Origin of the sequence: Devosia sp., from assembly GCF_965229025.1 — a bacterium.
Taxonomy (GTDB): domain Bacteria; phylum Pseudomonadota; class Alphaproteobacteria; order Rhizobiales; family Devosiaceae; genus Devosia_A.
In genome coordinates this window covers 451,839-470,630 of sequence record NZ_OZ245853.1, presented here as the reverse complement: position 1 = coordinate 470,630, position 18,792 = coordinate 451,839, and the positions used below count along the sequence as shown (strand labels likewise).

Below are 18,792 nucleotides of genomic sequence, written 5' to 3'. Positions count from 1 at the left end.
CATATCTTAAGACTACCCATCGCAGCCGGCCGAGCTAGGGCTAATATGGCTATCGTGAAGCGTTGGTTAACGACACCCGTCGAAGACTTCGCGCCTGTAGGACCCGAAATGAACTTCTTCTCGCGCCCTGAACTGCCGCGCAAGCAGCGGCTCCTCATCGTGTTCGGCACCCGCCCCGAAGCGCTCAAGTGCTTCCCTGTGGCCCGTGCCGCACTGGCTCATCCCGGTCTCGAGACCGAGATCTGCGTGACGGCCCAGCATCGGGAAATGGTAGACCAGGTGATCGAGCTGACCGGTCTGCCGGTGCATTACGACCTCAACATCATGTCGCCAGGCCAGACGCTGTTCGATGTAACTACCCGCGTCCTCACCGGCCTTGCCGAGGTTCTGGAAAAGTCGAAGCCTGACATCGTCATGGTGCAGGGCGACACGACCACCGCCATGGCCGCTGCGCTCGCTGCGTTCTACAAGCGCATCCCGGTCGCCCATATCGAGGCGGGACTGCGCAGCCACAACATCAATTCGCCCTTCCCCGAAGAGCTGAACCGCAAGATCGCGGGCGATATCGCCACCTGGCACTTCGCGCCCACCACCGAAGCGCGCGACAACCTGATCGCCGAAGGCAAGGACCCGGCCGCGATCTTTGTCACCGGCAACACCGTCATCGATACGCTGCTGCACTTTTCGGGCGCGCTCGACGATGACAAGCTGCTGACTGATGAACTCGGCGCCCGCTTCCCGTTCATCGATCGTTCGAAGAAACTCATCCTCGTCACCGGCCACCGCCGCGAGAACTTCGACGGCGGCATCGATCGCATCTGCACCGCACTCAAGGTGCTGGCGACCCGCGGTGACGTGCAGATCGTCTACCCCGTCCACCCGAACCCGAATGTGCGCAATGTCGTCAATGCGCAGCTCGGCGGCGTGCCCAACATCCACCTGATCGACCCGCAGGATTACCTGCCGTTCCTGTACCTGCAGAAGCAATCCTACCTGGTGCTGACCGATAGCGGCGGTGTGCAGGAAGAGGCGCCGTCGCTGGGCAAGCCCGTGCTCGTCATGCGCGAGAATACTGAACGCCCCGAAGGCGTCGCCGCGGGTACCGCGCGTCTCGTCGGCACCGATATCGACAAAATCCTTTTGAACGCCAACCGCTTGCTCGATGACCCGGCCGCCTATCGCGGCATGGCCGAGCAGCACAACCCATACGGCGACGGCCGGGCCAGCGGCCGGATCGTCGAGGAACTATTGCGCCATGTCTGAGGTCGCCAAAATGTCTGAGGTCACCAGAATGTCTGAGATCACCAATACTGCAATCAAGACCGTTTCGGTCATCGGCCTCGGCTATATCGGCCTGCCGACCTGCGCCATCTTTGCCCGCAGCGACCTCAACGTCATCGGCGTCGACGTGAACGTCTCAGTGGTTGAAAAGATCAATCGCGGCGAGGTCCACATTGTCGAGCCCGATCTCGATGGTCTGATCCAGAAGGTGGTCAGCACCGGCAAGCTGCGTGCGTTCACAACACCGCAGCCCGCCGACGCCTTTGTCATCGCGGTCCCGACCCCGATCACTGCCGACCGCAAGCCCGATATCAGCTACGTCATGGAAGCCACCCGCAGCATCGCTCCGGTGCTGAAGGCCGGCGATCTCGTGGTGCTGGAATCGACCTCGCCGGTCGGCACCACCCGCAAGATGTCGGCGCTTCTCGCCGAAGCCCGCCCCGACCTCACCTTCCCGCACAGCCACGGCGACGACGCCGATGTCATGGTGGCCTACAGCCCCGAGCGCGTGCTGCCGGGCAAGGTGCTGATCGAGCTGATCAATAACGATCGCTCTGTCGGTGGTCTCTCCAAGCGCTCCTCGGCGCGCACGGTCGAGCTCTACTCGACTTTCGTCGCCGGTGACCTCTTCATCACCTCCGCAGAGAGCGCCGAACTGGTCAAGCTGACCGAGAACGCCTTCCGCGACACCAACATCGCGTTCGCCAACGAACTGGCTGCCGTCTGCCAGGACCTGTCGCTGAACGTCTGGGAAGTGATCGATCTGTCGAACCGCCATCCGCGCGTCAACATCCTCCAGCCCGGTCCGGGCGTTGGTGGCCATTGCATCGCGGTGGATCCGTACTTCATCATCGACGCGGCCCCCGACAACACCCGGCTGATGAGCACCGCTCGCCTGATCAACTCCGACCGGCCGCACGCCGTGGTCCGCGATATCCAGGCGCTGCTCGAGCCCGGCAGGATCCAGACGGTTGCGTGTCTCGGCCTGAGCTTCAAGCCCAACATCGATGACCTGCGCGAAAGCCCGGCCGTCGAGGTGGTCAAGCTCCTCGCCGACATCCCGAACCTGCGGCTGCTTGCTGCCGAGCCGCACACCAACGCGCTGCCGCGCGAACTGGAAGGCCTCGGCATCCGCTTCACCGATGCGCTGACCGCCATCGACAAGGCCGATATCGTCGTGCTGCTGGTCGATCACCGCCAGTTCGCGCTGATCGACTCCGAAGCGCTGGGCGACAAGAAGCTTGTGGATACGCGCGGCCTATGGACCTGGCGCAAGGCGCGCCGCCCCGACGCCCGCATCGAAGGCCCGCGTTCGCGCCAGCCGCACCCGCTGCGCCGCATCACGGACCGCGCGGCATGAACATCGTCGCGCAAGGCTGGACCTATCACGCCCTGCTCGCTTCCCGGCGGGTCGAGTTCCTCGGCAGCCCGATGCATCTGATCACCATGGACGAAACCCTCGATCTCGCGACCGAGGCGATGGAGCGGCACCGCCCGCTCCATCACACTGTGGTCAACGTGGCCAAGCTCGTGACCATGCGCAAGAACGCCGAACTGCGCGAAGACGCGGCCTCGGCTGACGTGATCAATATCGACGGCACCGGCGTGGTCTGGGGCGCGCGCCTCTTCGGCATCAAGGTGCCGGAGCGCGTTGCCGGCGTCGATATCATGGAGCAGCTGTTCGCGCTTTGCGCCGAACGCGGCTTCAAGCCGTACCTGCTCGGCGCTGAACAGCACGTGCTCGACGCAGTGATTGCCCGGCTGCAGCAGGTTCATCCGAACCTCGTCATCGCTGGCACTCATGACGGCTATTTCAGTGTTGAAAACGAGGGGTCCGTCGTCGACGCGATCAACGCCTCCGCCGCCGATTGCCTGTTCGTCGCCATGCCAACACCCCGCAAGGAACGGTTTCTGAAGCAATATCGCCAGATCCTGACCCCGAGCTTCGTCATGGGCGTGGGTGGCAGCTTCGACGTCTACGGGGGCAAAGTCGCGCGCGCGCCCAAGCTGATGCAGAAGCTCGGGCTCGAGTGGCTGTTCCGCGTGCTGCAGGAGCCCAGGCGCCTGTGGCGCCGCTACTACGAGACGAACACCGCCTATGCCAGCCTGCTCTGGCAGGAATGGCGGGCACGCCGACGCGGCAACGCCTGATCCAGTCTAGAGATTGTCCCCTTCCAGATCCCCGCTTCGGCGGGGATTTTCGTTTGGGCTCAGGCGATCCCGAGCCGGCTGCGAACCATACCGGCAAACCGGCGGGTCTCCACCGGGTGGAGCAGCGAGTTGAGCCCGAGGAACATTACCCCGCCTGCAAAGCCGCCAGCGGCGAGCTTGAAGACTGGCCAGACATCGCCAAGTGCGGCACTGGCGAGCGCTGCAACGACGCCGGTCGCGACCGCCACGAGAGCCGAAAGTCCGATGCTAGCCCATGGCACCGGCACCGGTGTCAGCCGATGGCTCACCACCACCGACGCAATCAGCGTCACCAGCGAACCACCAGCGAGCGCCAGCGCCGCCCCGATCTCGGCATAGGCAGGGATCAGCAGCAGCGACAGCCCGATGGTGGCAACCGAACCCGGCGCCATCAGGCCGATCAGCAGCCAGTTCCGCTTGTGCGCATGGATGACGTTTTCGAATACGAAGCTCGTGAGGTTTCCAAAGAGGACGCTCACTGCAATGATCGGAAACAACGCTCCCACATGCCCCTGATAGTCCGCCGGTAGCACCAGCGCGGTAATGTCATGACCCAGCGCCGTCAGCAGCGCCGCGATCGGCAGGCAGAGCCGCATCATCAGCGCCATCAGTTGCGACAGGAACTGCGCTGCGGCCGCCGGCCCCTGCCGGTCAAACCGGCTCACCATCTCCGGGAAGGCGCCGGTATTGATGGCGTTGGCCACCATATCGATCGGCTGCCGGGCCAACGAATAGGCCGCTGCGAAGATCGCGACCGACCCGGCGTCATAGAACACCTTGAGGATCACGCGCTCGGCGTTGTTCAGGCCAAACCCCACCAGCGCTGTAATGATCAGCGGCACGCCCAGCGCGAACAGCTCGCCATAGGTAAAGCGCGATGGCCCCGCGACGGTCCGCCCCAGCGCCAGCCACAGGGCGGCGCAGCCGGCGATGAACACTGCCAGGCTCGACGCCAGCGACACCATGAGGAAAGAGTCATGGAACAGCGCGATGGCGCCGATTGGCAACAGCAGTTGCAGGATCGCACGGACGAACTCTAGCAGCGAATAGGCGGTGTGCCGCTGCTGCATCTGCAGCACCGTGAGCGCATAGCGCCCGACGGCCCCAACGACGAGGTAGGTACAGACCGCGAGCGCGAACTCCATCCAGCGCTCGGGTACGATCAGCGTCGAGGCAACGATGGAGATGACAAAGGCTACGAGCGTTGTGGCCGCCAGCACCCGCGCCGCCAACCAGAGGCTGCCCCGGCTGATCTCACCCTTGCCGCCCAACCGCAGCAACGCAATGCGCAGCCAGTTGGTCACCGCCACGTCGGTCATCTCGCCGACCGTCACCACCAGCGTCAGTAGCCCATACTCGGTCTGGTCGATCAGCCGCGTTGCGATGATCAGCAGCAGCAGCGCCGAAATGCGGGTCAGAAAGATCGCCGGGGCGTAGATAAGGGTGGAGCGCAGCAGCACGGAAAACTTGGCTTTCATATCGGGCGGCTCGGCAGAACCGCGACCTTAACCTTCGAGTAACCCTTCACGCGCGCGGTTTACAGACATTTGCCGAACTTAGGTAAACCACGACAATTGTCACCATTCTCCCCGCCGTAAACCTTGCCGAACGGCTCTGCTTTTTTCCTCAAGCGTGAACCGCTATGCCAGCTATCGAACAGAGGAGATCAGGCATGTTGCAGGTCAACCAGCGCCCGGCGCCGCTCGACGTTTTGGTTGCAACGCCATCTGGCGCCGGCGGCCAGGGCGGCATCGATCGCATCATGGGTTCGCTCCGCGACGAGCTCGACCGCCAGCAGCGTCAAGGGCTGAAGGTTGCCTTTGCTCCGACACGCGGCGGCGGCCACATCGCCACTTCGCCGTTCTACCTTCTCGCCTTCTGCCTGCGCATGATCGTCCTCCGCATCCGCGGGCGGCTCGATCTGGTGCATATCAATATCGCCAGCTCCGGCAGCACCTATCGTAAGCTGGTTATCGCTCGGCTCGCCCGCCTGCTCGGCATTCCCTATATCCTGCATCTTCACGGTGCCGATTATCGCAGCTTCTGGGGCAACGCCTCGCCCTTCCTCAGCTACCGCATCCGCTCCATGTTCGAGCACGCCGCCCGCGTCGTCGTTCTCGGCCGCGTCTGGCGTGATTTCGTCGCCGAGGCAGCGCCCGGCGCCGCCGAAAACATCGTCATCGTCCCCAATGCCAGCGCCCGTCCGTCGCTCCCCCATCGCGGTGGCGGCGACAAAGTGCACATCTTGTTCCTCGGCCGCATCGGCGACCGGAAAGGCGTTCCGCAACTGGGCGATGCCTTGAGGCGTATGGAGCACCTCGACACCTGGCGCGCCACTATCGCCGGTGACGGGGAAGTTGAAGCCGCCCGCGCCAAGGCAGCAGAGATGAGCCTCGCTGACCGCGTCGCGCTCCCTGGCTGGGTCGGCGCGCAAACTGTCGCCGAACTCATCGCCGAAGCCGATATCCTGGTGCTCCCGTCGTTTTCCGAGAACCTGCCGGTCTCGATCATCGAAGCCATGGCCGCAGGGCTCGCGATCGTCGCAACCCCCGTCGGTGCCGTGGAAGACATCATCATCGACGGCAAGACCGGCCTGCTGGTGCCGCCGGGGGACGTTACGGCCCTGACCGAGGCCCTGACGCGGCTCGTAAATGATGCGCAGCTCCGCGCCGAACTCGGTTCCGCCGCGCTGGCGCTGCACCGCGAGCAGCTCGACCTTGAACCCTTCGCCGACGCCATCCGGGACGTCTGGCAGACTGCCGCGCGTTAATACTAACTTAAGCATGCGATAGGCAGCGGGCGCCTCCAGGCGTACCACAACTCCAGGCGCCACACGCCCTTGGCGCATGGAACCGCAGCCGATGTCCTTTGAGATACCAGCGCTGTCCTACACCAGGCCCACCGCCATCGCGGCGGCCGATGGGCTTGTGGTCAAACTCGATTTCATCGGCGAGCAAAGCGAGTGGGATGACCTCCTCGCCAAAGCCCCTGCCCCGCAGCTGCCGCAGAGCTTTGCCTACGGCGCCGGCAAGGCGGCCAAAGGCTGGATCGTCCGCCGCGTCGCGCTCACCATCGATGGGCGCTTTGTCGCCCTCGCCACCGTGCTGGAACTCCACCGCTTCGGCATCCGGCTCGTCAGCCGCATCAACCGCGGTCCGATCTTCCTCGAAGCTGCACCAGACGATGCCCGTATCGTCGCCATCTATGCAGCGGTACGCCAGCACTGGGGCCGGCTCGGCCGCGGTCTGTTGATGATCGCCCCTGCCCTCGAACACGGCGACCATAGCTCCACCCTGCTGCGGCGCGCGGGCTATCTGCAGCGCCATGACATGGGCTGGCGCTCAGGCCTCATCGATCTTACTCGCGACAGCGATGCCATTTGGGCGGGCTTCGGTTCCACCTTCCGCAATCGCGTCCGCAGCACCGAGAAATCTGATGCTCAGTTGCGCATCGCCGACGACAGCGACACCTATGAGTGGATGCTGGCACGGCACGCCGAGAACATGCAGGGCAAGGGGTTTTCCGCCGCCGATGCCACATTGTTGCGCGGCCTGCGCGCCGCCGCACCCGGCGATGTCACTGTGCTCCAGCTCATCGCTGGAAACGCACCCGTCGCCGGCATGTCGGTAGTCCGCTTCGGTCAGCGCGCCGAATACCATATCGGCTGGTTCGGCCCCGAGGGCAGGAAGCTCAATGCCGGAAATTTCCTGATGTGGCACGCCATGCGCGAAATGCAGCGGCGTGGGGCGACCATTTTTGACGTCGGCGGCATGAAGCCGGGCGACGGCTACACCCGTTTCAAGCAGACCATGAACCCTGTCGAGTACCGGCTCGCGGGCGAATGGGTCAGCTTCTGACTGTCGATTGATCTGAGGAGAGGGATAAAATGAGTTTGATGGATGTCGCCCGTGGCGCCTACGTGCGTAGCCCGACTTTTGTCCGGCGCTCAATCGCGCCACTGGTCTCGCTGGTCCCCACTCGCCTCAAGTTCGGGCGAACCTATCGCACCTGGCGCGAGCGCATCGCAGAGAGCGCTAGAGATCCGGCCTACGCTCACACCGCCCATCTCGCAGCGCTCCGCGTACTGATACAAAAGGCGCATGCCGCAAGTCCGTTCTATCGCGACCTCATCGACAGCGCCCTCGGCGCGGGCTTCGAGCTCGCAACGATTATGCCCGCCGATCTGGCGCACCTGCCGGTCCTCCGCAAGGCCGACCTCGTCGCCGCCGGCGAGGCCGCCCTCACCGTCCCCAGCGCGCAGCTCGATCGTGGCGACACCTCTGGGTCGAACGGCGAACGCCCGTTCTCGTTCTATCTCGACAAGGACCGCAGCGCCCGCGAGATGGCCTTCGTCTACCACAACTGGAGCCGCACCGGATTCAGCGAGTCCCAGGCCAAGATCGTGTTGCGCGGCTTCGGCCTCGACCCACGCGGCCAATACATCACCGAATGGGAGCCCGCGCTGCGCGAGTTGCGCCTGTCGGTCTTTCCGATGACCCGCCAAGATGTCTCGCACTACCTCGATCTCATTGACCAAAGGCAGGTCCGTTACCTTTACGGCTACCCCTCGGCGATCGAGCTGATGTCGCGGCATATGTGCGCGCTCGGTCGCGTGCCCAAGCTGCCGCTGAAGGGCATCCTGCCGATTTCCGAGCCGCTCTACGCCCACCAGCGCCGCGCCATCGAGGCGGCTCTGGGACCGGTTCCCATCGCCAACTTCTACGGTCTCAGTGAAAAGGCACTGTTCGCCTGCGAGCTGGATGGCGCCCCGGAAGTCTATGAGTTCGAACCGCTCTATGGTCTAGCCGAACTCGTCGACGAGGACGGCCATCCCATCACCGAGGTTGGTGTTGAAGGCCGGCTGATCGGCACGGGGTTCCTCTCCACCGGCATGCCCTTCATCCGCTACGACACCGAAGATCGCGCGCGCCTGATCCGCCTGCCCACCGCCGAGAACGGGCAGCGCATGCAGGTCGAAAAGCTGATCCCGCGGCGGAAGCCGGATTTCTTGATTTCCAGCGAGGGCAACCGTGTCGTTACCATCGACTTCACCCCGGAAAACCCGCGCTTTTTCAGGGGCATCGAGGAGTACCAGTTCTTCCAGGACGAGCCTGGGCACTGTGTCATCCGCTACATCCCATCGCCTGACGGCACCATCGAGGATGCCCGCCGCGTCGCGTCAGACCTCGAAAACCGCACGCGCGGCAAGATCAGCTTCACAGTCGAACCGGTGAAAAAACTCGCCGGCGGCCGCGCCGGCAAGCGCGCCTATATCGACCAGCGGCTCGATATCTCGCGCTACTGATTGAGGCCCAGCGCTTCGAGCAGCTTCGTGTCGGGCACAGCTGGCCCGTCCGGCACGATCACCGACATGCCGTAGGGGTTGGCATATTCCCAGATCGACCAGGGAATCCCGTTGGCCTCGGCCAGTTGTCGCAGCGCCGACAGGTAGCGCAGCCTGTCGGCATCAAACGCCCCCATGCGGCCGTCCGCGCTCATCAGGATCGCCCCGAACTCGCCCATGAACAGCCGCGTGGGCGGAATGTTACTGGCTTTGGCCCAGTCCACGGCCTCCCCCACCCGCGCCGTCATCTGCTCGGCCCCCCAGCCTTTGGCAAAGTAGTCGTCGATTGCACCCTCGAGCGCTGTCACCGTCATCGTCTGTTCGACTTCGCTGACCCCGGCTGCGGTCATATGCGCCCTGAGGCTTTCTATCACCGCCTCCTTGCTGCCGGCGCTCGCTGGCCAGGGTAGCCCAGAAGCGAACCCCCCGTCGGTCTCCGAGCGCTGATGGGTAAAACTGTGCGGCTCATACATGTGAAAGCTGTAGAGCAGATTGGGGTCATCGAAATCCGGCTTGAGGTCGGTGAGCCCGGTTATGGAACCGCCACAGGCCCCAGTCGCCACCAGCGTCAACTCGCTGCTGACCACACGGATCGTCTTCACCGTCGCGGCCATGATTTTCTGCCACTCGCCATCCCCGCTCGCATCACACGGATAGTGCGCAGGCTCGTTGAACGGCTCGAAAGCGACCTTGTCGATACCAAGCGGCACCAGCATCGCCGCCACATCGGCCGTCATCTGCTCGTAGTGCGCAATCGCGTCGGAACCGGCCGCGCTATTGACCACATCCATCCCATAGTCCGGCACCTGGCTGACCGAATGGAGGTTGAACACCACCTTGAGCCCTGCATCCGTGACCTTGCGCACCGCATCAGCCAGCACCTGCAAAGCCTCTTGCCGGCGTGCGCCCTCATTGGCGAGCAATGGGCCGGGATCGACCGTCAGCCGCACGAAGTCGAAGCCAAGTCCATGCAGCCGCTTCAACTCGTTCCCACCAGGCCAGTCGCTCAATGGACGGTCCTGGCTCAGCCACTCCTCCTCGCTGCGATAAGGCGGCCAGCGATAGCTGCCATCGGCAGCGAGCGGCGACCAGTTCAGCCACTGATGCAGCCCCACCCCGTGATGAAGCTCGATTGGCGCGCCCAGCGCCATCGCTGGCACGAGACCAACCGCTACCAACGCCGCTGCGATCCACCGCATCTCACCAACTCCCGTATTCTCCGCCGACATTAACCGCGCTGCAAAAAGAGCCCCTAACGTTCACGGTGATTTTGCGCGGTGTGGTGTATGAAATCTTGACCATAGTGGAACCCCTCGATGCGCCTTGCCTGGATCATCAACCGCCTGCGGGCCATGGGCCCGGCCGAGATCGCTCACAGGGTCGTCGAGCAGGCGCGCAAGATGACATCGCGACGCCTCCACCGGGGCTGGGCGCGCTACAAAGCGGCCGAACCTGTGATGCCCCTATCCGGCCTGCGCGAGGCGGTCCTCGGGGCCGCTGCGTCCGACCGTGCCGTCATCGCCGCAGCTGCCGCGCGCCTCCTTGCGGGAGAATTCGAAGTGCTGGGCCAGACCTGGCCACCCCGCGACCCCGCCAATCTGTTTCCACCCGAACTCTGGCGCCTCGATCCGGTCACCGGAACGCTCTGGCCCGGACCCGAGACCTATTGCTTCGATATCGATTTCCGCCACGCAGAAGGGCGCCGCGGCGACGTCAAATATGTGTGGGAACTCAACCGCCTGCAGCTACTGCAGCCACTTGCCGCGCATGCGCTGCTCACCGGCGACACCTCCAGCCTCACCGCCATCGAAGCCGCAATCGCCAGCTGGCACGCCGCCAACCCGCCCTATGGCGGTGTCGGCTGGGCCTCCGGCATCGAGGTCGCCCTCCGCGCCATAAGCCTACTCGTCGTCACCAGCCTCGTGGGCGACCGGTTCAGCGCTGAAACGCACCGCCGCATCAGCGAAGTCCTCGCCGCCAGCGCCTTCTGGCTCGCCCGGTACCCGTCCAACTTTTCGTCCGCCAACAATCACCTGGTTGCCGAACTGGGAGGCGAATTCCTCATCGCCGAAGCGCTGGGCCGGCCGAACGAGAGCTTCAGAGACGCGCTGATCGCCGAAATTGACCACCAGATCCTCCCTGATGGTAGCGGCGCCGAACAGACCCCCACCTACGCCGCCTTCACCGTCGAGCTGGCGCTCCTGGCTGCGGCAGTGGCTAAGACCCCTTTACCCGAACGCTTCAACGCCCGCCTCGCGGCCTTCGCTGAGCATGTTCACTGGCTCGGCGGCGCCGCTCCCACGCCGGCGCTGGGGGACAATGACGAAGGCCGCGTCCTCACTCTGCTCGAGCATGAGGCGGACTATCCCCGCTCGGTCGCCGCCGCCATTGCGGGGCACCTCAAGCTCGCGGCCCCCGTCACAACGCCAGACTTTCGCGGCCTCATCCTCGGCCGCCCGACGACTCACGCCGCGTCCCCTGAGGGCCTCCGCACCTTCCCCGCCGGTGGTCTGTCCGTCTGGCACGGCACCCTCGCCGATCACACCATCGACCTGAGCTTCGATCACGGCCCGCTCGGCTACCTCTCGATCGCCGCCCACGGTCACGCCGATGCGCTGGCAATCACCCTCGCCATCGACGGCCGGCCGGTGCTCGTCGATCCCGGCACCTATCTCTACGGCTCAGGCGGCGCCTGGCGCCGCTGGTTCCGCGGCACGCCCGCGCACAACACGCTGAACCTCGACGGACTGAACCAGAGCATCATCGCGGGCCCCTTCAACTGGTCGCACAAGGCGCAAGCGCAGTTGGATGGCGCCACCGCCGGCCCGAACTGGAGCCTCAGCGCCAGTCATGACGGCTACCTCCAGCGCTTCGGCGTCCGCCACCGCCGCACCATCTCGCGGAATGGTGACGCCCTCTCGATCGCCGACAGCCTCGACGGCGCCGCCCCCCGCCAGGCCGAAATCGTCTTCCAGCTCGCGCCCGATCTCACCACCAGCATGACCGGAGCGATCGTCACAGTCTTCCGCGACGCCCAGCCGGTGCTACACGTGCAATTCCCCTCATCCGACGTCACCATCAGTGCCGGCACGACCACGCCAGAGTCCGGCGGTTGGGTCTCCTCGCGTTTCGGCAGCAAGCATCCGGCCCAGCGGATTGCCTGGCACGGCCTCGTTGGCACCGCGCCGATATTCACCCTACTACGCCTCCCCGCGTCAGCCCCGCTTGACACCCCCCGCCCCGAAACCTAAGAAGACGCCGCGCCCCCAAAGCGCAGCCACCGGCTAAACCCTGCGGCACCCTTGGGGCGGAGTAGCTCAGTTGGTTAGAGCAGCGGAATCATAATCCGTTTGTCGGGGGTTCAACTCCCTCCTCCGCTACCATCGTACCCCTAGAAAACCTCCGGGATCAGCCCATTGGCCCCCCAATGGCGCCCATGGAGGACTCCTCGTCAAGCTCTTTGCGGTGCCTAGGACCGACCTCTAGCTGTGAACAGGGTGTGACGCGTGGTCAGTTCCCGAGGGGCGCCGAAGGGGCCGAGGGGGGAACCGGGGGCGTGGCGCTACGTGATGGGCTGAGAGAGATTTTTCTCGGTTTAGGCTGGCCACACACGGTGAGGTTGTCTGTTCTGTGAGGGCTTCGTCAGCGAACTGACCATCGTGGGCTGGCCCCACGCGTGTCCTACAAGCCTGCCCTGAGAACTCTGCTCGCCAGGCGAACTCAGTGTCTTCTGCATAGTGCAGCTGATTGATCCGAGGCGCGCGGCGGCGGCCGCCGCCGCTCCTTGGCGAACGCTGGCATTCCTTGCTGGGTTCAAGCACCCGCCCTAGCCGCATCCGTAACTACTTTTCGAAGGGTAGCGCACCAGCACAGAGCGACCCTGAACGACGCTGGTGCTCAGATGCCTTGGTCGATCTGGTCACTGGGTCGAAAAAGCTAAAATTCGGGAAAAGTGCCAACTTAAGGGGCACAACGCGTTACACAGCTCTGAAAACCGTTTCAGAGCTGCGTTACATTTGGTGTTTCGCCGTGGGTTGCCGAGACCTGCTTTTTGGGCAATCTGGAAGCGAGTGAGGCACTTTTGACGCCAAATGGGGCACTGTGCCTCAGTTGTGCGACGGCCTTTGCGTTCACTCGGCGGGCGGTCCTTGGCGGGCTCACGCCCCTATGTCGCGGCGATCAACCGTGAACCGTCCTGACAATGGCGCCATAACAGGGTGGTCGCGCTTCTCGATCTGAACCTCAAGCAAGGCGGTGTTCTCTAGGCCCTTCCCAGGATCAGATCCGCCGCGCGCTCGGCGATCATCACTACTGGAGAAGCGGTATTTCCCGAAACGATGCGTGGCATGACCGAGGCGTCGACGACGCGAAGGCCCTCCATTCCGTGCACCTTCAGGGTGCAGTCGACGACCGCACGCTCGTCTGTTCCCATGCGGCAAGTCCCTACCGGGTGAAAGATCGTCGTCGCGATGTCGCCGACCTTGGCCGCGAGAGCTTCGTCCGTCTGAAAGCCGGGCCCAGGCAACCATTCTTCCGGGGAATAGCGCTCGAGCGCTTGCGCGGTCATGATCCTTCGCGCCTGGCGGATCGAGGTCACGGCCACCCGGCGGTCTTCTTCGGTGCTCAGGTAGTTCAGGCGTATCTCGGGTTGTATCTCGGGCCGGCGGGTGGTGGCGTGCACATGGCCGACCGACGTTGGGCGAAGGTTGCATACCGACACCGTGATGGCAGAGAAAGGATGCAACGGATCGCCAAGACGGTCGGTGGACAACGGTTGGACGTGGTACTCAAGGTCAGGCGTTTCACGGTCCGGGCTTGATTTCGTGAACATCCCGAACTGGCTGGGTGCCATCGACATCGGGCCGCTGCGGCTAAGTGCATACTCCAGTGCAATGCGAGCCTTGCCACGGAAGCTTCCAACCAGGTCGTTCAGGGTGCTGGCGCCCCGCACCTTGAACACAGTCCGGATCTGCAGATGATCCTGCAGGTTTTCCCCGACACCTGGCAGCGAATGGACAGGTACCAGCCCAAGGTCAGCAATGCGGTCCGGCTGACCTATTCCGGAAAGCTCAAGCAGTTTTGGGCTGTTAATCGCTCCCGCCGCAAGGATGACCTCCGCCCCGGCAGAGGCTGCGTACGGCAGATTGTCCAAAAGCCATTCAACCCCGGTCGCACGTCGCCCTTCGCTGCGGATGCGCGTCACAAGCGCGTGCGTCACTACCCGCAGATTGCCACGTCGAAGTGCTGGGCGCAGAAAGCCCCGCGCGCTGCTCCAACGGACGCCACGGGCCTGATTCACGTCAAAGAACCCTGATCCCTCATTTGAGCCGTCGTTGAAGTCGTCGCGCGGCAGGATGCCGAACTGCTTTGCCCCCTCCTGCACTGCATTGAGGATGTCCCAGTTCAGCCGCTGGCGTTCGACCCGCCATTCGCCGCCCGCGCCGTGCATCGCGGACGCGCCGCCCCAGTGATCCTCGGATTTGCGGAAATAGGGCAGAACGTCGTCCCAGCCCCAGCCGATATTGCCCAGTTGGCGCCAGTGGTCATAGTCGGCGGCCTGGCCGCGCATGTAGATCATGCCGTTGACGGAGGTGCAGCCGCCCAGGACCTTGCCGCGCGGGTACGTGAGGCTTCGCCCGTTCAATCCGGGCTCGGCGGCCGTTTTCATCATCCAGTCGGTGCGCGGATTTCCAATGCAGTAAAGATACCCCACGGGAATCTGTACCCAGTGATAGCGATCCGATCCTCCTGCTTCGAGCAGCAGGACGCGAGTGCGTCCATCTGCGGTCAGCCGGTTGGCAAGCACGCAGCCGGCTGTTCCTGCGCCGATGATGATAAAGTCATAGCGCTCGTCGACTATCTTGCATCTCCCGCGAAAGACTCCATCGCCGCCGTCGGCCGCGACCAGGCGGCAAATCGGCGGTCGAGTGCATTGGGCAACAATAAACACTTCTGAGGAGACCGCGACAGCCTCTGGCGCTGTTGGATACGCTCAGCTGCTCGCCTGTTGGTCACGGGTTTTGAACCAATTGCTGTTACCAATACGCAATCTATGTCGCAGCCGGTCGGTGACGTCCGACCCACAGGGGAGCGCTAGAGACGCAATGAATGCACTGGCGGCGCGGGCAGCGCTCGAAGAGCACAAGCTCGCCGAAATCCGGTTTATCGGGGACTTGATGGGTAGCTACGTGCTGCTCAACGCCGCCAAGGTCGACGACCATATCCAGGTATTCGCCTGCCGCGCACGCAGCATCTCGTCGCGCGAGGCGGTGGTGAATGCCCCGGTTTCCGGCTCAGTTGGCGACCCGCTCACGGTGAATTTTCAGGGCATCGGGCTGCTTAAGGGAGAGATCGCCCGGCTGCTCGATGGTGGTTTTCTGATCCGGTTCTCGGCAAGTGAAGACCAGAGTAAGATGCTGGCGGCACGGATCGACTGGCTCAAGCAGCGCAAGCTCAAGACTGTGGTTGAGCGGCGCCGACACAAGCGCGTGTTGCCGCGCGAAACTCGCGCTACCCTGGTGCTGGGCGTGGGCAGCTATGTGAGCTGTATGCTGATCGACATGTCGCAATCTGGCGTCGCGGTATCAGCGGTGGAAACGCCGAGGATCGGAGCACTGGTCGCGGTCGGATCGGTCCCCGGGCAGGTGGTGCGGCACTTCGACTGCGGTTTCGCTGTGCAGTTTATCGAGGAACAAAGACTCGAAGAACTCGAAGCGCTCCTGACGCTCAAAACCGACCATCACCGCACCTTGGCGAAACAGGCGATCAGGAAGATCGAGGCCTAGCCTAATGTCCGTTGCTGGCAGGTCCAGAAGCGTCGTCGCCGTAAGGAGTTCGCGCGTCGGGCCCTGGAGGTTAGCTTTGTCGAAAAGCCGATAGCCCTCCTTCGCCGATTGGCAGTAGTCGAAGTAACGCGCTCAGGAGTGACGGTAGGCGGAACCTGTTCCGCGGTGCATCGCAAACGATGCGCTTACCCCGCCTAGCTGAACACTCGAAAGCGGCCATTGCCCCCTGCAGCGCGCGGCTCCAAACTACCGATTGGGCTGGGTCGCGCCCGGAAGAAATGGCAGTGCCATGCTTGTGACGGCCTCCCTGACAAGACGCATATCCACCTTTGCAGCCAGTTGGTCCGCGACGCCCAGATTGCCCGTCGGCGTAAGGGAACCAATTCGTGGATCACCAACAACAGCGAATTCCTGGGTACAGTTGGGGCAATAGGCAAGATCTCCGATTTTGACGTCGCAATGCACAGCAATGATAGGGCCACACGCCGGACATTCGTGCATCGGGATACCGTCGTGACTATGCCCCCTTATGGATTCGAACCGTCCTGCACGACCCATGCCCACAAACAGCAGCACCAGTTTTTCATCGAACTGTGTACCAGAGCCCTCCTCAAGAATTCCAAGGGCCCGCTCCAACTGCATAGGACTGCGGTAGGGCCTCGCGCTGGTTAGGGCGTCAAATGTGTCGCATATCCCGATGATGCGAGCATCCAATGGCAATGCGGATCCCTTCAGGCCCTGAGGATATCCCTTGCCATCCGGACGTTCGTGATGACTTGCGATAGCGCTTTCAACCAGTGAAGCGAATGGGTGCGCGGCAACCATGCGGAGGCCGACTATTGGATGGGTCTTGATAATGGCGAACTCTTCTTCAGAGAGACGATCTGGCTTTCGAAGGATGGCGTCCGGTGTACCGATCTTTCCGAGGTCGTGAAGAAACCCGCCCAGCGTGATCCTTGCAATCTCTGACCGGTCGAGACCGACAGCCGAAGCAAGCAGGTTGGCATAGCGAGAGACGCGCCAGAGATGGCCCCCTGTATAGGGGTCCTTGGCCTCGACTAACCAGGCCATCACCACGAGGCTCGTCATCAATGCCTGAGTGTGTCGCTCCTCAACACCATCAACTGGATTGGCGCGCTTCTTCCAAGATGACCAGATGCTCAATTTCTGCCTCACGCCTCGAATGGTGTCGCCTAAGGTAGAGCGCCGGGCGCTAAAAGGCGGTGAACGAGTTCAGTGCTTGCGCCGCTGATGAACCCGACAGCAGTGAACAAAAGTTCTGCATCTGCCACCGGGGCCATTGCGAGTGCGATTTCTCTCTCATGCTCACATCGTGCGCAGCCAGTCGCCGCATGCTGGCTGGAGTGGACTAAGTCTTTAGCTTGGCACCGCCCTTTTTCTCAAGAAGCGCTTCCAGTTCTGCGATACGCGCATCTCGCGAGGCAAGAGCGCGACTTACGTATTCGGCCTCGAAGCGCTGGGGGATGTGCTGGGGGCAGTTGGAGTCCCAGGCTTCGAGCTTAAAGATCATCACCTGATCGGGCCTGGCGCTGTAGTCCGCCGGCATGAGGCTCGCGAGAAGCGTGGGGTCGTCTTCCACGATCTCGGCGCGGCCCCAGAGCTTGATGCGCCGACGATGCGCATAGTCGATCAGGAAGATGAATGTTTTCGGGTTTTCCTCAAGGTTGCCCTGGGTGATGAATTGCCGGTTGCCCTTGAAATCGGCGAAGGCCAGGGTCTTTTCGTCCAGCACTTTGAGAAAGCCCGGAGGGCCGCCGCGGTGCTGGATATAGGGCTGGCCTTCGCTATTGGCCGTCGCGATGAAGAAGCTGCGCACTTCAGAGACAAAGGCTGCAAGGTCAGGGGGAATCGTCGTTTCCCAGCCGCCAGCCGCTTCCATTCTCGCGTAAGCGGTGCGCGAGCCTTTGCGGCTCTGGATGGTCTTGACGCTCGGCGTGAACGCGATGTCGCTTGAGGGGGCGGTTAGCATGCGCGCCTCACAAGCCAAGTTCTGCCAATCCGGGATGGTCATCCGGACGGCGGCCGAGCGGCCAGTGGAACATCCTTTGGCCTGGCGCGATTGCCAGATCGTTGATCGAGGCGATACGCCGGCTCATCAGGCCGCTGGGGTCGAACTCCCAGTTTTCATTACCGTAGCTGCGGAACCACTGTCCGGCCGCGTCTTGCCACTCGTAGGCAAAGCGGACGGCGATGCGATTATGCTCGAACGCCCAAACCTCCTTGGCCAGACGATACTCGGCCTCGCGCGCCCACTTCTGCGTCAGGAAGGCGATGATCGCCGGGCGGCCCATTACAAACTCCGCACGGTTCCGCCATGCGCTGTCTGGCGTATATGCCAGCGCGACGCGTTGCGGGTCGCGGCTGTTCCAAGCGTCTTCGGCCAGTCTGGCCTTCTGGGCAGCACTGACCGCCGTGAATGGCGGCAAAGGCGGGCGCACTTCATCTGTGTGGATCATGACTTGTCCTCCCTATGGGCAGGGGGAGAGGCGCCGCGAGGCGCCCCTCTCTATGCGATCGTCAGGCAGCGAGCATCACGGGCACGACGGGGAAATCGACTTCGGTCTGGAACACCTCGTTGATGTAGTTGGTGAGGGTGTTCAGCGCGACATGGGCGACGATCTCGACGATCTCGGCGTCAGAGTATCCGGCGGCGCGTACCAGGCTGAAGTCTGCGTCGGTGATCGCGCCGCGATCCTTGGCCACAGCGACGGCGAAGGCCACGGCTGCGTTTGCCTTGGGATCTTCGGACCGGCCGCTGCGATTGGCGATGAGCTCTGCGTCACTCAGCCTGGCGACGTTGCTGCCGATATAGGAGTGCGCGGCAAGGCAATAGCCGCAGCCATTGATCTGCGCGACGGCGAGGGCAATCCGCTCGCTGGTGGCAGCGTTCAGTGCGCCCTTCGCCAGCGCGCCGTTGAGGCCGAGATAGCCTTCAAGCGCGGCCGGGCTGGTGGCCGTGATGCGGAACAGGTTGGGGGCCGAGCCGATCTGCTTCTTGACGGCTTCGAGGAACGGCTGAGCCGCTGCGGGGGCTGCGGCAATGGTCGGCGGGGTAGGGATACGGGGCATTGGGGTGAACTCCTGAGGGCGCTTGGCACTTGCCGCGCTGACAGGTCGTAATCTGGTCGCTTCCTCTATTAATGATAATATGCCAACAATGGCACTTACTAT

At 63.4% G+C, this 18,792-nt stretch carries 15 protein-coding genes and 1 tRNA gene; 9 read left to right on the top strand and 7 right to left on the bottom strand.

The annotated features are described in order from the left end of the window. Positions 1 to 108 precede the first annotated feature (108 nt). The 3 genes from wecB to ACO06J_RS02260 are packed head-to-tail and all read left to right on the top strand — an operon-like array spanning position 109 to position 3,432. Complete coding sequence (gene wecB, locus ACO06J_RS02270; protein WP_421759075.1) at positions 109 to 1,263, top strand: non-hydrolyzing UDP-N-acetylglucosamine 2-epimerase; 1,155 nt, start codon at positions 109 to 111, stop codon at positions 1,261 to 1,263. 28 nt (positions 1,264 to 1,291) lie between these two features. Beyond that, on the top strand, positions 1,292 to 2,641 hold the full coding sequence (gene wecC, locus ACO06J_RS02265; protein ID WP_421759074.1) for a UDP-N-acetyl-D-mannosamine dehydrogenase: 1,350 nt from the start codon (positions 1,292 to 1,294) through the stop codon (positions 2,639 to 2,641). Next, positions 2,638 to 3,432: a WecB/TagA/CpsF family glycosyltransferase gene (locus ACO06J_RS02260; RefSeq protein WP_421759073.1), complete on the top strand. Its 795-nt coding sequence runs from the start codon at positions 2,638 to 2,640 to the stop codon at positions 3,430 to 3,432. The genes wecC and ACO06J_RS02260 overlap by 4 nt, the downstream gene beginning before the upstream one ends. A gap of 59 nt (positions 3,433 to 3,491) precedes the next feature. Here the strand turns inward: ACO06J_RS02260 and ACO06J_RS02255 are convergent, their stop codons facing one another. After that, complete coding sequence (locus ACO06J_RS02255) at positions 3,492 to 4,949, bottom strand: lipopolysaccharide biosynthesis protein (protein WP_421759072.1); 1,458 nt, start codon at positions 4,947 to 4,949, stop codon at positions 3,492 to 3,494. Between the two features lie 194 nt (positions 4,950 to 5,143). Here ACO06J_RS02255 and ACO06J_RS02250 point away from each other — a divergent pair, with 194 nt between their 5' ends. The 3 genes from ACO06J_RS02250 to ACO06J_RS02240 all read left to right on the top strand — a co-directional run bounded on the left by ACO06J_RS02250 (position 5,144) and on the right by ACO06J_RS02240 (position 8,776). Beyond that, positions 5,144 to 6,241 carry a glycosyltransferase family 4 protein gene (locus ACO06J_RS02250; protein ID WP_421759071.1) on the top strand — a complete coding sequence of 366 codons (1,098 nt, stop codon included), beginning with the start codon at positions 5,144 to 5,146 and terminating at the stop codon, positions 6,239 to 6,241. A 91-nt stretch (positions 6,242 to 6,332) separates the two neighbouring features. After that, on the top strand, positions 6,333 to 7,328 hold the full coding sequence (locus ACO06J_RS02245; RefSeq protein ID WP_421759070.1) for a lipid II:glycine glycyltransferase FemX: 996 nt from the start codon (positions 6,333 to 6,335) through the stop codon (positions 7,326 to 7,328). Between the two features lie 29 nt (positions 7,329 to 7,357). Then, positions 7,358 to 8,776 carry a hypothetical protein gene (locus ACO06J_RS02240; protein ID WP_421759069.1) on the top strand — a complete coding sequence of 473 codons (1,419 nt, stop codon included), beginning with the start codon at positions 7,358 to 7,360 and terminating at the stop codon, positions 8,774 to 8,776. Here ACO06J_RS02240 and ACO06J_RS02235 read toward each other — a convergent pair. Continuing rightward, the gene (locus ACO06J_RS02235) at positions 8,770 to 10,014 is read right to left on the bottom strand and encodes a glycoside hydrolase family 5 protein (RefSeq protein WP_421759068.1); all 1,245 of its coding nucleotides are present in this window, start codon (positions 10,012 to 10,014) and stop codon (positions 8,770 to 8,772) included. The genes ACO06J_RS02240 and ACO06J_RS02235 overlap by 7 nt on opposite strands. A 117-nt stretch (positions 10,015 to 10,131) precedes the next feature. Here ACO06J_RS02235 and ACO06J_RS02230 point away from each other — a divergent pair, with 117 nt between their 5' ends. Together ACO06J_RS02230 and ACO06J_RS02225 are read left to right on the top strand one after the other, a co-directional pair. Further along, a complete protein-coding gene (locus ACO06J_RS02230) occupies positions 10,132 to 12,066 on the top strand; it encodes a heparinase II/III family protein (protein ID WP_421759067.1) in 1,935 nt (644 codons plus the stop codon). 55 nt (positions 12,067 to 12,121) lie between these two features. Then, positions 12,122 to 12,198 (top strand) — tRNA-Met (locus ACO06J_RS02225). 878 nt (positions 12,199 to 13,076) lie between these two features. Here the strand turns inward: ACO06J_RS02225 and ACO06J_RS02220 are convergent. After that, positions 13,077 to 14,675, bottom strand: a complete 1,599-nt coding sequence (locus ACO06J_RS02220) for a GMC family oxidoreductase (protein ID WP_421762431.1) — start codon at positions 14,673 to 14,675, stop codon at positions 13,077 to 13,079. A gap of 244 nt (positions 14,676 to 14,919) precedes the next feature. Here ACO06J_RS02220 and ACO06J_RS02215 point away from each other — a divergent pair, with 244 nt between their 5' ends. Continuing rightward, complete coding sequence (locus ACO06J_RS02215) at positions 14,920 to 15,600, top strand: PilZ domain-containing protein (RefSeq protein ID WP_421759066.1); 681 nt, start codon at positions 14,920 to 14,922, stop codon at positions 15,598 to 15,600. A 246-nt stretch (positions 15,601 to 15,846) separates the two neighbouring features. Here ACO06J_RS02215 and ACO06J_RS02210 read toward each other — a convergent pair whose 3' ends face one another. From ACO06J_RS02210 to ACO06J_RS02195, 4 genes are all read right to left on the bottom strand, one after another. Beyond that, complete coding sequence (locus tag ACO06J_RS02210; RefSeq protein WP_421759065.1) at positions 15,847 to 16,764, bottom strand: HD domain-containing phosphohydrolase; 918 nt, start codon at positions 16,762 to 16,764, stop codon at positions 15,847 to 15,849. 205 nt (positions 16,765 to 16,969) lie between these two features. Next, on the bottom strand, positions 16,970 to 17,590 hold the full coding sequence (locus tag ACO06J_RS02205) for a pyridoxamine 5'-phosphate oxidase family protein (RefSeq protein ID WP_421759064.1): 621 nt from the start codon (positions 17,588 to 17,590) through the stop codon (positions 16,970 to 16,972). 7 nt (positions 17,591 to 17,597) lie between these two features. Continuing rightward, positions 17,598 to 18,077, bottom strand: a complete 480-nt coding sequence (locus tag ACO06J_RS02200; RefSeq protein ID WP_421759063.1) for a DUF1348 family protein — start codon at positions 18,075 to 18,077, stop codon at positions 17,598 to 17,600. Positions 18,078 to 18,138: 61 nt separating this feature from the next. After that, positions 18,139 to 18,690 (bottom strand): carboxymuconolactone decarboxylase family protein, encoded by a 552-nt coding sequence (locus ACO06J_RS02195; protein WP_421759062.1) that lies wholly within the window; start codon positions 18,688 to 18,690, stop codon positions 18,139 to 18,141. Positions 18,691 to 18,792 lie beyond the last annotated feature (102 nt).

Bases quoted from the DNA above. Each gene is read 5' to 3' on its own strand.
- wecB (WP_421759075.1), top strand. From the start codon at position 109: ATGAACTTCTTCTCGCGCCCTGAACTGCCGCGCAAGCAGCGGCTCCTC.
- wecC (WP_421759074.1), top strand. From the start codon at position 1,292: ATGTCTGAGATCACCAATACTGCAATCAAGACCGTTTCGGTCATCGGC.
- ACO06J_RS02260 (WP_421759073.1), top strand. From the start codon at position 2,638: ATGAACATCGTCGCGCAAGGCTGGACCTATCACGCCCTGCTCGCTTCC.
- ACO06J_RS02255 (WP_421759072.1), bottom strand. From the start codon at position 4,949: ATGAAAGCCAAGTTTTCCGTGCTGCTGCGCTCCACCCTTATCTACGCC.
- ACO06J_RS02250 (WP_421759071.1), top strand. From the start codon at position 5,144: ATGTTGCAGGTCAACCAGCGCCCGGCGCCGCTCGACGTTTTGGTTGCA.
- ACO06J_RS02245 (WP_421759070.1), top strand. From the start codon at position 6,333: ATGTCCTTTGAGATACCAGCGCTGTCCTACACCAGGCCCACCGCCATC.
- ACO06J_RS02240 (WP_421759069.1), top strand. From the start codon at position 7,358: ATGAGTTTGATGGATGTCGCCCGTGGCGCCTACGTGCGTAGCCCGACT.
- ACO06J_RS02235 (WP_421759068.1), bottom strand. From the start codon at position 10,014: ATGCGGTGGATCGCAGCGGCGTTGGTAGCGGTTGGTCTCGTGCCAGCG.
- ACO06J_RS02230 (WP_421759067.1), top strand. From the start codon at position 10,132: ATGCGCCTTGCCTGGATCATCAACCGCCTGCGGGCCATGGGCCCGGCC.
- ACO06J_RS02215 (WP_421759066.1), top strand. From the start codon at position 14,920: ATGAATGCACTGGCGGCGCGGGCAGCGCTCGAAGAGCACAAGCTCGCC.
- ACO06J_RS02205 (WP_421759064.1), bottom strand. From the start codon at position 17,590: ATGCTAACCGCCCCCTCAAGCGACATCGCGTTCACGCCGAGCGTCAAG.
- ACO06J_RS02200 (WP_421759063.1), bottom strand. From the start codon at position 18,077: ATGATCCACACAGATGAAGTGCGCCCGCCTTTGCCGCCATTCACGGCG.
- ACO06J_RS02195 (WP_421759062.1), bottom strand. From the start codon at position 18,690: ATGCCCCGTATCCCTACCCCGCCGACCATTGCCGCAGCCCCCGCAGCG.